Raw genomic sequence first — 13543 nt, 5'->3', positions numbered from 1 at the left:
CGGCTAGAACGCGGTCACGATGGCGCCGATGGCGACGGCTATGCTGGCGACCAGGCCGAGGGCGGGGGCCCAGATCGGGGCGCGAAAGGCGTCGTCGCGACTAGGCTCGCCACGCATCCGCAAGGCCAGCAGGGCCGCATTTACCAGCGCGAAGACGAGAAGGGTCACCGTCGAGGCGAGGATCGCCAACTGGCCGAGAACGCCGGACAGGGCCAGGGCCGCGACCAGCAAGGCCGCCACACCGGTTGCGATGAAGGGGGTGTTTCGTTTCGGGTGGATGGTCCCGAACGCGCGTGGCGCGAGCCCGCGTTTTGACAGGCCATATAGCAACCGCGCGGCCATGATGATCTGGACCAGCGCGCCATTGACCATGGCCAGAAGCGCGACATAGGCAATCGCCGCGCCGGACCGTCCCGTGGCCTGTTCGAACAGCGCTGCCAGCGGCCCGTCGGCCTGCGCCAGCATGTCTGGCGACATGGTGCGGACCGCGACCCAGGCGACCGCAAAGTAGAACAGTGCCGAGACGGTTAGCGTGACCAGAATGGCAAGCGGCAGGGTGTGACGCGGCCGTTTGACCTCCTCGGCCATGTTGGCGATGTCCTCGAAGCCGATAAAGGCAAAGAAGGCCATCACGCTGGCCGCGAACAGCCCGGTCCAGGGGATGGCGATGTCCGGGATGATCGGCGCCGGGGCGGCGATGGCTCCGGGGGCCGCCACAAAGATGATCACCAAAAGACCGAGCGCTTCGACGATGGTGATCGCCCCGGCGACCCAGATCGATTCCTTGATCCCCCAGATCGCGATCAGGCTCAGCACGGCGAGGGCGCCGACCATTGAAATCCAGCTCGGTATGTTCGCCAGCTCGCTGACATAGCCGGCAAAGCCATGCAAAACGACAGCGGCCGACGTCGCCCCGGACAGGATCACGCCATAACCGGCGGTCGCCGTCAGCGCGCGGGGGTCGAAGGCTCGACTGACATAGGCGGCTTCCCCGGCACTCTCCGGATAGCGCGATCCCAGTTCGGCATAGGACAGGGCTGTGAGCCCGGCGAGGGCGCCGGCGAACAGGAAGGCCAGCGGCGTGTACACGCCAGCCACGCCGGCCATCTCGCCGACGAGCGCATATATGCCGGCTCCGAGGGTGACACCCAGCCCGTACAAAACCAGTTCGATCGGGCCGATGACACGCTTGAGCTTAGCCATGCGGCGCAGCCTATACCAGTTTCACGCAGATGCGGGGTGCAAACTCGGGCGGGATCGCAATCTCTTCAAAACCCGGGGGCAGGCGCGTCGCATTCAGGCCGGGACAACCCGCACATAGGCCGGATCGAGAGCGACGCTGACCCGGTCTCCCTCGGCAATCGGCGAGGGCGAGGGCGTCTGGGCCGTCCATTCCCCGGCGTCGCTGTGGAAGCGGTGGGTCAGGTGGGGGCCAGCCGAGCGGCGGCGGGTCACGGTGAAGGGGCCATCCGTGTCGAGGCTGAGGCTCAGGGCACGTGGACGGATCAGCACGGAGACCGGCTGACCGTCGTCAAAGCCATTGCCGTCAACCGGCCCAAACGGCGTTTCGGCCTGACCATGGCTGACGCGGCTTTCGATTATCTCGACATCGCCCAGGAGTTTTGCCGCCGTGGCGCTGACCGGGCTCATCCAGACCTCGTCCGGCGAGCCGGTCTGGATGATCCGGCCATTGTCCATCAGGGCCAGATCGTCGGCGACGGCCATGGCTTCCTCGGCGTCATGGGTGACAATGAGGGCCGTGGTCCGGGCCGCCCGCAGGGTATCGACCGTGCGTTCGCGCAGCTCGCCGCGCAGGCGCCGGTCCAGGCCCGAGAAAGGCTCGTCCAGCAGCACCACGGTCGGCTGCGGCGCAAGGGCGCGGGCCAGGGCGACGCGTTGCTGTTCGCCGCCAGAGAGTTCGTGCGGATAGGCGCCGGCGCGCGGACCGAGCTCGGCCAGCTCGAGCTGGGCCAGGGCGCGCGCCTGTTTGTCCGGACCACTGAGACCGAAGGCGACATTGGCCAGCGCTGTCATGTGCGGGAAGAGGGCATAGTCCTGGAACACCATGCCGACGCGCCGGGCTTCCGGCGGCACATGGGTGCCAACGTCATTCCAGATCGTGTCGCCGAGCCGGATCGTGCCGGCTTCGAGGCGCTCGAGCCCGGCGATGGCACGCAGCAGGGTCGACTTGCCGCTGCCGGACGGGCCGAGCAGGGCGGTGATGCGGCCGGCATGCAGGTCGAGATCCGCGCCGGCGAGTGCGGCGTGGTCAGCGCGATAGCGGCGTTCCGCCCCGCGAATGCTCAACACTGTACGCGTGTCCGCCATGCGGCTCCCCGAAAAGGCGTTCTAGTGATCCTGCCGCGATAGGTAGCGGGCCACGAAGATCATGGGAAGCAGGGCGACCAGCGGAATCAGGAGGGAGGGCAGGGCCGCCTCGCCGAGACGCTCATCGGTCGCGAAATTATGCGCGATTATGGCCAGCGTGTCGTAGTTGAACGGGCGAAGGATCATGGTCGCCGGCAATTCCTTGAGCACTTCGACGAAGACCAGCAGGCCTGCCGAGGTCACGCCGGCGGCAATCAGTGGCCAGTGAATGCGCCAGACCCGCCGGCCGCGACGGGCACCCAGCGTGCGCGCGGCGCCGTCGAGCGAGGGGGTGACCCGTGCCAGCGCTGTTTCGGCGGGGCTGATTGCAGCCGCAGCAAAACGCGACAGGTAGGCAAAGACCAGCGCCGCACCGGTACCGGTGAGCAGGATGGGGAAGACATCGCCGGTGAGCTGCCGCCAGGCCGGATCGATCAGCGCCTGCGTCCCTGACAGAAGGGCGATGACCCCTACCGCGGCGACAGCGCCCGGCACGGCATAGCCCAGCCCGGCAGCCCGTGCGGCGAGGGTGGCGATCGCGGTCCGGCTGCGCAGGGCGTAAGCGGTGGCAAGGCCGAGCCCGGCAGCGATCAGCGCAGTGCTGCCGGCCAGGGTCAGGCTGTGCAGGCTGGCAGCGGCGAGGCCCGAGGCGGTCTCGGTCCGCAGGGCCAGCCAGGCGAGGCGTCCAAGCGGGATGACCATGCCGAGCACCAGCGGAATAAGGCAGGCGGCGAGAGCGGCGAGCGCGACGGCACCGTGGAGCGGGTGGCGGGGCGCGGGTTTGTGACGTCCGGCAGCATTGACGCTGCGGGCGCGGCTGCGCTGAGCGCGCTCCAGGCCGAAAATGAAGATCGCGATCAGCACGAGAACGAGGGACAGGCGGGCCGCATCGACGAGCGAGCCGGCCCCGCTCCAGGCGCGGATCAGTCCGATTGACAGGGTCGGTGCGCCAAGATGCGAGACGGTGCCGTAGTCGGCGAGGCTTTCCATCACGACCAGGGCCAGACCGGCCGCGATCGCCGGGCGAGCCATTGGCAGGGAGGTGCGCCAGAAAGCGGTGAAGGGCCCGGCACCGAGCGTCCTCGCGGCGTTGTAGGCGTCTGCCGACTGGCCGGCAAAGGTGTCGCGGGCGAGCAGGTAGACATAGGGGTAAAGGACCAGGGCGAACATCAGCCCGGAGCCCCAGCTGCCGCGGATGGTCGGAAACAGCCCGCCGGTCATCGCGTGCAGGGGGCCGCCGGCATGGCTGAGATCGAGCCAGGCGTAGGCGGCGACATAGGCGGGGACCGCCAGCGGCAGGATCAGGACCCAGGCCAGGGTCTTGCGGCCGAAGAACGCGGTGCGCGCAATCAGCCAGCCCAGGCCGGTGCCGATCACGCCGGCGCCGGTTGCCGCGATCAGGGCCACGACGGCGGAGGTGGTCAGGTAGGTGGCGAGGCGGGTCCCGGCGAGATGGCGCAGATAGTCACCGGTCTCGCCGGTCAGGGCGATCCAGGCGACGGCAATCACCGGGGCCGCGCAAATGGCGGCGGCCAGTATGGCCAGGCCGAGCGCACGGCCCGGCAGCTGGCGATAGAGGGAGCGCGCCGCCGCCTGCATGCCTATTGCCAGCCGACCCGGTCGAAGATGCGCTGGGCGGTCTCGTTATGGTCGCCGAGCTCGGAGACATTCCGGCTGTCCTCGACGAAAGGCAGCATGGCGTCGAGCGTCGGATTGTCCCATGAGGCGTCGGCATTCACCGGAATCTCGTTGCTCAGCTCGGCGAACATCCGCTGGGCCTCGTCGGTGAAGAAGAAGTCGATCAGCGCGCGGGCCTCGTCCGGGTGCGGAGCATTGGCGGCGATGCCGGCCCCGGACACGTTGATATGGGCGCCTGACGTTTCCTGGTTCGGGAAGAAGAGGGTCACGGCAGCGGCAGCGGCCTGGCGCGCCGGCTCGTCGGAATTGACCATCAGCGCATAGTAATAATGGTTGACGATGGCGACGTCGCATTCGCCGGCGGCGATGCCCTGGATCTGGGTGATGTCGCCGCCCTGCGGGGCGCGTGCCATGTTGTCGACAATGCCCTGGGCCCAGGCCTGGGCCGCCTCTTCGCCCGAGCGGGCGACGATCGAGGCGAGCAGGGACTGGTTGTAGGCATTGCCGCTCTCGCGCACGCAGATACGGCCGCGCCAGCGAGGGTCGGCAAGGTCTTCATAGGTCTCGATCTCGCCGGGCTGAACGCGGGTATTCGAGTAGGCGATCACGCGGGCCCGTTTTGCCATCGATACCCAATAGCCCTGAGGGTCGATGAGATTGGCCGGCACGGTGCTGGTCAGGTCGCTGAAATCGGTCTCGGCAAACAGCCCGGCCTGTTCGGCGCGGTGCAGGCGGGCGGCGTCGACCGTGATGATGACATCGGCGGGGCTGCGCTCGCCATCGGCGCGGACGCGTTCGATCAGCTGGTCGCCACCGGCAGCGACCACATTGACGGCGATGCCGGTCTGTTCCGTGAAGGCGGCGTAGATGGCGTCATCACTGGCATAGTGGCGCGCACTGTAGACATTCACGACGCGCGCAGCATCGCTGCTCTCATCGGTCACCGGTTGCGAACAGGCAGCCAGCGTCGCGCTGGCGGCGAGTACGAGGAATTTCACGGATTTCATCTCTCACCCAATCTTATTGATCGGATGAAGTCCTCTCACTAATGAGAATGTTTCGCAAGAATGGGTTGCAGGTTTCTTGTGCGCCATCGCGCCGCACCGGGCGAGGCCGCCCGTCAAAAGACGCGGGAATCGGCCAGGTGAGTCGCCTGCTGCGTCTGTAGCGGTATCATCTGAACAAGGAGATTTGTGGAAATGGTGGGCGATACTGGGATTGAACCAGTGACCCCCTCGGTGTGAACGAGGTGCTCTCCCGCTGAGCTAATCGCCCGGTGTTTCCGGAAAGCGAGCGTATAAGCAGGCACTTCTGCCCGGTCAACCACATGTGGAAGTTGAAGCGCAGATGGGTCACGCCCCAAGTGCGACAACTTGCCACACCGTCATGGTCTCGTCATATGCAGCTGGTCCCTATATCAGCCTCCACCAAGCTGGAATTCGGCCGTCGTGGTCGGTCCGTCAATCAACCCGATTGGACGCAATTCCCGGCCGAGGAGAGCTTCGGTCGAGCAGGAGGTTTTGTTCATGAGTAATGATCTGTGCACGCCCGAGGGTGCGCGTCGTCTGAAAGCCCGCATTGAAGCCTACTGGGCCGAGCGTGGCTATGATGTCTCCGTTGACCTCGTGGAAGCCGGCTTCATGCCCGCCATGCGGTCTGCCCGCACGGATGTGCGCTCCAACCTCGTCAACGGCATGCCGACCCGCGCTGCCAACGACGCTGGCCGCGAGCGTCGCTCGGCCTGATCAGGTCGTGCCTCGCCACAGCCCGGCGAGCGCCAGCGGAACATCGCTGAATGAATGAATGACCCGGCCGGCTCCCAAGGAGTCGGCCGGTCTTTCACTGTAGCCATAGCTCATCACGATGCTCGGTAGTCCGGCGGCTGCGGCCGATGCGACATCCGGCTCGCTATCCCCGACTAGGGCGGCCCGGCCATAGCCGCTTCCCAGGGCATCGAAGAGATGGTCCGCCGCCGGTTTTTTCGCGGTGGTTCGTTCCGGACCGATAATGCGGTCGAAATAGCCCGACAGCCCCAATTCCCCGATCAGCATGTCCGAGAGGACAGAAGGCTTGTTGGTGCAGACCGATAGCCGGCTTCCCTGCGCCTTGAGCCAGGCCAGTGTTTCCTCGACGCCATCGAAGGGGCGGCTGTGGGCGGCCACGTCGGACCGGTAGATTTCGATGAATTCCGCGACCGCGTCGTCCGGGTCGGCCAGTGTTCGTGACTGGGCGGCGTGCGCACGCTCGAGCAGGGCGCGCGCGCCGCGCCCGACCATGGCCCTGACAGCGTGCAACTCCACGGCCTCGAGCCCGCGCGGCTGGATCACCGCATTGAGCGCGCGCAGCAGGTCCGGCGCCGTGTCGACCAGCGTGCCATCGAGGTCGAAGGCGATCGCAGCATCGGCAAACAGGGCAACGTCACGGGGATCGAGCATGAATTCAGGCCTTTGGGTGGGCAAAACGGGAGAAGCTAGGTTACGCGCACCGGAGCGATAGGCTATAGCGCGTGGCAGGTTGAAACCGTCGAAATTACGGAACAAGGAAGCCGGCATGTCCCGATCCCGCGCCGCCATCATCCTCGCTGCCGGTCAAGGCACGCGAATGAAGTCGAAAACGGTCAAGGTCCTGCACAAGGTCGCAGGGCGCCCCATGCTGGACTGGGCCGTCGCCCTGGCCGGTGATTGCGCGGCCTCGGATATTGTCACGGTCTACGGCGCACACTCGCCGGCGGTGAAGGATGCCGCCGAGGCGCTGGGGACGAAGACGGCCCTGCAGGATCCGCCCAAGGGGACGGGGCACGCGGTTCTTGCCGCCCGGGCGGCGCTGGCAGACCTCTCCGGCGATGCCATCGTCCTTTATGCCGACACACCCCTCATTTCGTCAGAGACCGTGGCCCGTGTCTTCGCGGCATTGGAGGGTGGCGCATCGGTTGCCGTCCTGGGTTTCGAACCGGCGGATCCGGCGGCCTATGGCCGGTTGATTACCAATGCCGATGGCGATCTCGACCGGATTGTGGAGTTCAAGGATGCCAATGATGCCGAGCGCGCGGTCGGCCTTGTGAATTCCGGCGTGCTTGCGGCGCCGGCGGCGCTCCTGTTCGAACTTCTGGGCGAGGTCCGCAATGATAATGCAAATGGCGAATATTATCTGACCGATGTCGTCGGTCTCGCCCGCGACCGGGGCCTTCGGGCCGCCGTTGTCATCGCCGATGCCGACGAGGTTCTGGGGGTCAATTCCCGCGCCGATCTGGCGGCTGCCGAGGCTGCCTTCCAGACCCGTATGCGGACCCGGATGATGGCTGGCGGCGTGACGCTGGTGGCCCCGGAGACCGTTTTCTTCGCCCATGACACGCAGATCGAGCGCGATGTGGTGATCGAGCCCAATGTGGTGTTTGGTCCCGGCGTGGTGATCGAGGAAGATGTGGTGGTTCATGCCCACTGCCATATCGAGGGCGCGGTCTTGAAGCGCGGCGCCAGTGTCGGCCCGTTCGCGCGCCTTCGGCCCGGTGCCGAGCTCGGCGAACGCTCGAAGGTGGGTAATTTCGTCGAAATCAAGAAATCGCAGCTCGCAGAGGGCGCAAAAGTCTCCCACCTTACCTATATCGGCGATGCATCCATTGGCGCGAACGCGAATATCGGGGCCGGTACCATCACCTGCAATTACGACGGATTTGACAAGCATCGCACGGTGATCGGCGAGAATGCCTTCATCGGCTCGAACACATGTCTTGTCGCGCCGGTCACGGTCGGTGCCGGTGCCTTCACGGCGACCGGGACCATCGTGACCGAGGATGTGCCCGCTGACGCGCTTGCGCTCGCGCGGACAACGCAAACCCACAAGCCGGGCTGGGCGGCCCGTTTCACGGCTGCCAAGACTGCCCGCAAGGCCAGGAAGGACAGCCAGACATGAGTGTGACGGATCGTCTTGATGACAAGAGCCTGTTTCGGACGGACAGCTTCATTGATGGCCAGTGGGTCAGCGGTGAGGGCGGTGTTGAGGTTCTGAACCCGGCCAATAACGCGGTCATCGCAACCGTCGGCGATGTCGGTGAAGCAGGCGCCCGCAAGGCTGTCGCTGCAGCGACCCGGGCCTTCGAAAGCTGGAAGAAGGTCTCGCCTTTCGAGCGCGCCCGCCTGCTGATGAACTGGTACAAGCTGATCCACGAGAACGCGAAGGATCTGGCGACCCTGATCACGCTCGAAATGGGCAAGGTGAACAAGGAAGCCCAGGGTGAGGTCATCTACGGCGCCTCCTTCATCGAATGGTCGGCGGAAGAGGGCAAGCGGGTCCATGGCGAAACCCTGTCGACGCCCTTCCCGGGTTCGCGCGGCTGGACCATCCGTCAGCCGATCGGTGTCGTCGGCTGCATCACGCCGTGGAATTTCCCCAATGCGATGATTACTCGCAAGTGTGCACCGGCCTTGGCGGCGGGCTGCACCATGGTCATCAAGCCGGCCCCGGAGACCCCGCTCTCTGCCCTGGCCCTGGCCGAGTTGGCGAGACGCGCCGGCATCCCGGACGGCGTCTTCAATGTGGTGTGCGGTGACGCGCCGGCCATCGGTGGCGTTCTGACCAGTTCCAGTGATGTCCGCATGGTCGGGTTCACCGGGTCGACTGCGGTCGGCAAGCTGCTGATGAAGCAGGCGGCCTCGACCGTGAAGCGCGTGGCCCTCGAGCTCGGCGGCAATGCCCCCTTCATCGTCATGGATGATGCCGATATCGAGAAGGCGGCTGACGGTGTGATCGCGTCGAAATTCCGCGTCTCCGGCCAGACTTGCGTCTCCGCCAACCGGATCATCGCCCAGCCGGCCATTGCCGACAAGCTGGTCGCGGCGCTGGAGGCCCGGATCTCCAAACTCAAGGCCGGGGATGGTTTCGCCAGCGATACCGATGTCGGTCCGCTGATTCACATGACGGCGGTGAGCCGCGTTGACAAGCTGGTCAGCCAGGCACGTGAACAGGGCGCGCGGATCGTCACCGGCGGCAAGTCGCTGGCCGACGAGCTGGGTGGCTCCTTCTATGCGCCGACCCTGATCGATGGCGCCGACCCGTCGCTGGACGTCTCCTGTTCCGAGATCTTCGGGCCGGTGTGTTCGGTCTATCGCGCCGAAAGCGAGGCCGACATCATCAAGCTGGCCAATGACACGCCCTATGGTCTCGCGGCCTATATCTACACCAATGATGTCGGGCGGGTTCACCGCCTGAGCGAGGGTATCGAGTACGGCATGATCGGCATCAATGCGCCGATGGTCGGTGCGGCCTCGACACCGTTCGGCGGCGTCAAGGAAAGCGGCATTGGTCGCGAAGGCGGCAAGTGGGGCGTCGAGGAGTTCACCGAGCTCAAATACGTGCTGCTGGGTGGCGTCGAGGGATGAGCGCCGAGCGCCAGAAGACACTCGCAGCGGCAGCCGCGCTCGACTATGTCGAGAGCGGAATGACGCTCGGGCTGGGGTCTGGGTCCACGGCCGAGATCTTTTTGCGCCTGTTGGGCGAAAAGGTCCGCGACGGCCTCGAGGTGCGTGGCGTGCCGACCTCGCAGCGCACCGCCGAGGTCGCGGCCGAGCATGGCGTGCCGCTGATCGATGTTGATCATGTCGACCATATCGCCATCACGATCGACGGCGCCGATGAGGTCGATGGTCGCTTCCAGCTGATCAAGGGCGGCGGGGCCTGCCTGCTGCGCGAAAAGATCATCGCGCACGCCTCCGACCTGATGATTGTGATGGTCGACGAGACCAAGCTGGTCTCGACGCTTGGCAAGTTTCCCCTGCCGGTGGAAGTGGACCGCTTCGGCTTTTCACTGACCGCCAGCCAGGTCTATGAGGCCCTGCGCAAGGCCGGTGTGGCGTCACCGGATGTCCAGCTTCGCCGCAAGGGTGACGGGCTCGAGCCTTTGATCACCGATGGCGGGCACTACATTCTCGATTGCGCCTGCCAGGCCATCCCGGATGCCCGGGCGGTCGACCAGGTCCTGAAAGCGATTCCGGGCGTGGTCGAACACGGCCTGTTCATCAATCTCGCCCGTGTGGTCATCGTTGGTGAAGACGGTGAAGCCCGGGTGATGGAGCTTTAGGCTCCGACACGCACCACAAGGGAAGTTCATGACCCAGTACGACTACGACCTCTTCGTCATCGGCGCCGGTTCCGGCGGTGTCCGCGCGGCCCGGATGGCCAAACAGCATGGCGCCGGCAAGGTGGCTGTTGCCGAGGAGTATCGGGTTGGCGGGACCTGCGTCATTCGCGGCTGCGTGCCCAAGAAGCTGCTGGTCTATGCGAGCGAGTTCGCCAAGGCCTTCAAGCTGGCCGAGAGCTATGGCTGGAGCGTCGGCGAGACCGCGTTCAGCTGGGAAAAGCTGATTGCCGCCAAGGATGCCGAGATTGATCGCCTGTCCGGCATCTACAGTCGCAATCTCAACAATTCCGGAGTCGAGGTGATCGAGGACCGGGCCGTGTTCGAGGACGCGCACACCATTCGCCTCGTGAAGTCCGGCACGACGGTGACCGCCGACAAGATCCTGATCGCGGTCGGTGGCACGCCCTACATTCCCGAGATCGAGGGGGCCGAGCTGGGCATCACCTCCAATGAGGCCTTCCATCTCGAGGCCCAGCCGAAGCATGTCGTGATTGCCGGCGGGGGCTATATCGCCTGCGAGTTCGCGCAGATCTTCGCCGGTATGGGCTCCGAGGTCTGCCAGGTCTATCGCGGCGACACGGTCCTGCGCGGCTTTGACGATGATGTGCGCAGTCATGTCCATGAAGAGCTGGTGCGCTCGGGCGCGCGGGTGATCACGCACACGGTATTCTCCAAGATCGAGGCGCTGGAGAATGGCCGCAAGCGGGTCCATCTCGACAATGGCCATCATATCGATACCGACGTCGTGATGTATGCGATCGGTCGCAATCCGCACGTGGTCGATCTGGGTGTCGACAAGGCCGGCGTGGCACTGGACCCGAGTGGGGCGGTCAAGGTCGATGCCTTCTCGAAGACCTCGGCTGCGAACATTTACGCCGTCGGCGATGTCACCAACCGGGTCAATCTGACACCGGTGGCGATCCGCGAGGGGGCGGCCTTTGCCGCGACCGTGTTTGGTGGGACGCCGACCGCCTATGACCACGAAGACATTGCGTCAGCCGTCTTTACACAGCCGCCTGTTGGCTCTGTTGGTCTCTCCGAGGCCGATGCGCGCAAAAAATATGCACAGGTTGATGTTTACAAGACCTCGTTCCGGCCTATGAAACTATCCCTCACATCGGACGCGTCCCGTATGCTGATGAAACTCGTCGTCGACGGGGAGACAGAGCGGGTACTGGGCGTCCATATTGTCGGGCCGGATGCGCCTGAAATGATCCAGCTGGCCGGGATCGCCGTGAAGGCGGGCCTGACCAAGGATCAGTATGATGCGGCCTGTGCCGTGCATCCGACCAGTGCGGAAGAGTTGGTGACCATGAAGGAAAAGTGGACACCACCGGAGTTGAAAGCAGCCGAGTAACATGACCTGGTCCCCCCAATCCTGGCGCGATAAACCCGTCAGCCAGATGCCGACCTACAAGGACGCCGCCAAACTGGATGCGGTGCTCAACGAGCTTTCGGCACGGCCGGCGCTGGTATTTGCCGGCGAAGCCCGCCGTCTGCATCGCCAGCTGGGTGATGTATCGGCCGGCAAGGCCTTCCTGCTTCAGGGCGGCGATTGCGCAGAGAGCTTCAAGGACTTCTCCACAGAGGGCGTGCGCGACACCTTCCGGGTTCTGCTGCAGATGGCCGTCGTGATGACCTTTGCCGCCTCCAAGCCGATCGTGAAGGTCGGCCGGATCGCCGGACAGTTTGCCAAGCCGCGCTCGTCGGACACCGAGACGATTGATGGGGTGACCTTGCCCAGCTATCGCGGCGACAGCGTGAACGGTCCCGAATTCACGGCGGAGGCCCGCGAGCCGGACCCGCAGCGCCTGATCCGCTCCTATGACCAGTCGGCCTCGACGCTGAACCTGTTGCGGGCTTTCGCCTCGGGCGGCTATGCCGACCTGCACAACGTCCACCAGTGGACCCAGGACTTCGTCAGCGGCAGCCCGGCGGCCGAGCGCTACGCCGAGACCGCGACGCGCATCTCCGAGGCCCTGGCCTTCATGAAGGCATGCGGCATCGGCCGTGACAGCGCACCGTCGCTGGAAGCTGTCGACTTCTTCACCAGTCACGAAGCCCTGCACCTGCCGTTCGAGGAAGCGCTGACCCGCCGTGACCCCAATACCGGTCAGTGGTACGCGACCTCGGCCCACATGATCTGGACCGGCGAGCGCACGCGTCAGCTGGACGGCGCCCATGTCGAGTATGCGCGGGGCATCTCCAACCCGGTCGGGGTCAAATGCGGTCCGACCATGCAGCCGGATGAGCTCCTGTCATTGATCGACGCGCTCAATCCCGAGAACGAGGCGGGCCGTCTTGTCCTGATCGTGCGGATGGGGGCGGACAATGTCGTGAAGAACCTGCCGGCGCTCGCCAGTGCGGTGACCAAGGCTGGCCGCAACGTGGTCTGGTCGTCAGATCCGATGCACGGCAATACGGTCAAGACCGGCAATGGTTACAAGACCCGTAACTTCGATCGCATCCTGTCCGAGCTCGAGGGCTTCATGGATGTGCTCTACGCCGAGGGGGCCTATCCCGGCGGGGTTCATTTCGAGATGACGGGCCATGATGTCACCGAATGTACCGGTGGCGCCAAGCCGGTCACCGAAGCTGACCTGGCCGACCGCTATCACACCCAGTGCGACCCGCGTCTCAATGCCGACCAGGCGCTCGACATGGCTTTCCGCATCGCCGAGTCGCTCAAGCGTATCCGCAAAAACAGTTCGGCCGCCAACGCCGCCTGACACCGGGTCTTGGGTACCGGCCATGAAAAACGCCGTCCGGAGTGATCCGGACGGCGTTTCGCGTAATCAGAACCCGTTGGACTGATTAGATGTCCTTGAGGGCAGCAGCCGGACGGAAAGCCGCCGCGGTGCGAGCCTTGGACATCATCGTTTCGCCGGTGCGCGGATTGCGCACTTCGCGTGCTTCGCGGTGCTTGGCATAGAAGGTGCCGAAGCCAGCGATCTGGACGCTGTCATTTGCCTTCACCGAGCCGACGATGGCTTCGATGGCGGAATCGACTGCTTCGCCCGCTTGAGCGCGGGACAGGCCGGTCTTTTCGGAAACGGCTTTGGCGAGATCAGACTTGTTCATAGGGTTCCCCCCAGTTGTCGCGGTCCGGCAAGCACGGTCATCGTAGCCGTCCGGGTGCCGCGTGTTCGTTGACGGTCCATCAAGGCCAAGAACTGCCTGCGATTGCAAGCTGCAACAGGCGAATCCGGCCCAAATCGCTGCAATTTCACTGTCAGAGCGAGGTTTTTCACAGTTCGGCCCCCGAATTGCGTACCCTGCAAGCCATGTATCACGGTGAACCAACTCCTAACGCGCCATCCGCGAATCGTCCGATTCGCATGCTCCCGTTCGCACTTGCAGCAGGTTTGGGGGTGTATCTGCTCGCCCATCTCGCAGGTGCAGGGG

12 protein-coding genes and 1 tRNA gene are annotated in these 13543 nt (G+C 65.0%); 6 read left to right on the top strand and 7 right to left on the bottom strand.

What is annotated here, in order from left to right:
* Positions 1–3 precede the first annotated feature (3 nt).
* From AAA969_RS08390 to AAA969_RS08370, 5 genes are all read right to left on the bottom strand, one after another.
* The gene (locus AAA969_RS08390; RefSeq protein WP_338245555.1) at positions 4–1203 is read right to left on the bottom strand and encodes an APC family permease; all 1200 of its coding nucleotides are present in this window, start codon (positions 1201–1203) and stop codon (positions 4–6) included.
* Between the two features lie 93 nt (positions 1204–1296).
* A complete protein-coding gene (locus AAA969_RS08385; RefSeq protein ID WP_338245553.1) occupies positions 1297–2328 on the bottom strand; it encodes an ABC transporter ATP-binding protein in 1032 nt (343 codons plus the stop codon).
* 21 nt (positions 2329–2349) lie between these two features.
* Positions 2350–3966 carry an ABC transporter permease gene (locus AAA969_RS08380; protein ID WP_338245551.1) on the bottom strand — a complete coding sequence of 539 codons (1617 nt, stop codon included), beginning with the start codon at positions 3964–3966 and terminating at the stop codon, positions 2350–2352.
* A 2-nt stretch (positions 3967–3968) separates the two neighbouring features.
* A complete protein-coding gene (locus AAA969_RS08375; RefSeq protein ID WP_338245549.1) occupies positions 3969–5012 on the bottom strand; it encodes an extracellular solute-binding protein in 1044 nt (347 codons plus the stop codon).
* A 193-nt stretch (positions 5013–5205) separates the two neighbouring features.
* Positions 5206–5280 (bottom strand) — tRNA-Val (locus tag AAA969_RS08370).
* Between the two features lie 251 nt (positions 5281–5531).
* Here AAA969_RS08370 and AAA969_RS08365 point away from each other — a divergent pair.
* Entirely contained in the window at positions 5532–5750 is a 219-nt protein-coding gene (locus AAA969_RS08365) for a hypothetical protein (RefSeq protein ID WP_011642908.1), read from the top strand.
* Here AAA969_RS08365 and AAA969_RS08360 read toward each other — a convergent pair whose 3' ends face one another.
* A complete protein-coding gene (locus tag AAA969_RS08360; RefSeq protein ID WP_338245546.1) occupies positions 5751–6440 on the bottom strand; it encodes an HAD hydrolase-like protein in 690 nt (229 codons plus the stop codon).
* A 115-nt stretch (positions 6441–6555) separates the two neighbouring features.
* Between AAA969_RS08360 and glmU the strand changes: the two genes are divergently transcribed.
* Genes glmU through AAA969_RS08335 form a run of 5 tightly spaced genes read left to right on the top strand, consistent with a single transcriptional unit; the run spans position 6556 to position 12867 of the window.
* On the top strand, positions 6556–7914 hold the full coding sequence (gene glmU / locus AAA969_RS08355) for a bifunctional UDP-N-acetylglucosamine diphosphorylase/glucosamine-1-phosphate N-acetyltransferase GlmU (protein WP_338245544.1): 1359 nt from the start codon (positions 6556–6558) through the stop codon (positions 7912–7914).
* Positions 7911–9380 (top strand): NAD-dependent succinate-semialdehyde dehydrogenase, encoded by a 1470-nt coding sequence (locus AAA969_RS08350; RefSeq protein WP_338245542.1) that lies wholly within the window; start codon positions 7911–7913, stop codon positions 9378–9380. Before glmU ends, AAA969_RS08350 begins: the two co-directional genes overlap by 4 nt.
* Positions 9377–10078, top strand: a complete 702-nt coding sequence (rpiA, locus tag AAA969_RS08345) for a ribose-5-phosphate isomerase RpiA (RefSeq protein WP_338245540.1) — start codon at positions 9377–9379, stop codon at positions 10076–10078. Before AAA969_RS08350 ends, rpiA begins: the two co-directional genes overlap by 4 nt.
* A 28-nt stretch (positions 10079–10106) precedes the next feature.
* A complete protein-coding gene (gor, locus tag AAA969_RS08340; RefSeq protein WP_338245538.1) occupies positions 10107–11495 on the top strand; it encodes a glutathione-disulfide reductase in 1389 nt (462 codons plus the stop codon).
* Position 11496: 1 nt separating this feature from the next.
* Complete coding sequence (locus AAA969_RS08335) at positions 11497–12867, top strand: class II 3-deoxy-7-phosphoheptulonate synthase (protein WP_338245536.1); 1371 nt, start codon at positions 11497–11499, stop codon at positions 12865–12867.
* Positions 12868–12952: 85 nt separating this feature from the next.
* Here AAA969_RS08335 and AAA969_RS08330 read toward each other — a convergent pair whose 3' ends face one another.
* A complete protein-coding gene (locus AAA969_RS08330; RefSeq protein WP_338245535.1) occupies positions 12953–13219 on the bottom strand; it encodes an HU family DNA-binding protein in 267 nt (88 codons plus the stop codon).
* Positions 13220–13543 lie beyond the last annotated feature (324 nt).

Source organism: Maricaulis maris, from assembly GCF_036322705.1.
Classification (GTDB): Bacteria; Pseudomonadota; Alphaproteobacteria; order Caulobacterales; family Maricaulaceae; genus Maricaulis; species Maricaulis maris_B.
This window is presented reverse-complemented; position numbering and strand designations above follow the sequence as displayed.

What these genes read in the sequence shown, in the direction of transcription:
- AAA969_RS08390 (WP_338245555.1), bottom strand. Translation starts at nt 1,203, where the DNA reads ATGGCTAAGCTCAAGCGTGTCATCGGCCCGATCGAACTGGTTTTGTAC.
- AAA969_RS08385 (WP_338245553.1), bottom strand. Translation starts at nt 2,328, where the DNA reads ATGGCGGACACGCGTACAGTGTTGAGCATTCGCGGGGCGGAACGCCGC.
- AAA969_RS08380 (WP_338245551.1), bottom strand. Translation starts at nt 3,966, where the DNA reads ATGCAGGCGGCGGCGCGCTCCCTCTATCGCCAGCTGCCGGGCCGTGCG.
- AAA969_RS08375 (WP_338245549.1), bottom strand. Translation starts at nt 5,012, where the DNA reads ATGAAATCCGTGAAATTCCTCGTACTCGCCGCCAGCGCGACGCTGGCT.
- AAA969_RS08365 (WP_011642908.1), top strand. Translation starts at nt 5,532, where the DNA reads ATGAGTAATGATCTGTGCACGCCCGAGGGTGCGCGTCGTCTGAAAGCC.
- AAA969_RS08360 (WP_338245546.1), bottom strand. Translation starts at nt 6,440, where the DNA reads ATGCTCGATCCCCGTGACGTTGCCCTGTTTGCCGATGCTGCGATCGCC.
- glmU (WP_338245544.1), top strand. Translation starts at nt 6,556, where the DNA reads ATGTCCCGATCCCGCGCCGCCATCATCCTCGCTGCCGGTCAAGGCACG.
- AAA969_RS08350 (WP_338245542.1), top strand. Translation starts at nt 7,911, where the DNA reads ATGAGTGTGACGGATCGTCTTGATGACAAGAGCCTGTTTCGGACGGAC.
- rpiA (WP_338245540.1), top strand. Translation starts at nt 9,377, where the DNA reads ATGAGCGCCGAGCGCCAGAAGACACTCGCAGCGGCAGCCGCGCTCGAC.
- gor (WP_338245538.1), top strand. Translation starts at nt 10,107, where the DNA reads ATGACCCAGTACGACTACGACCTCTTCGTCATCGGCGCCGGTTCCGGC.
- AAA969_RS08335 (WP_338245536.1), top strand. Translation starts at nt 11,497, where the DNA reads ATGACCTGGTCCCCCCAATCCTGGCGCGATAAACCCGTCAGCCAGATG.
- AAA969_RS08330 (WP_338245535.1), bottom strand. Translation starts at nt 13,219, where the DNA reads ATGAACAAGTCTGATCTCGCCAAAGCCGTTTCCGAAAAGACCGGCCTG.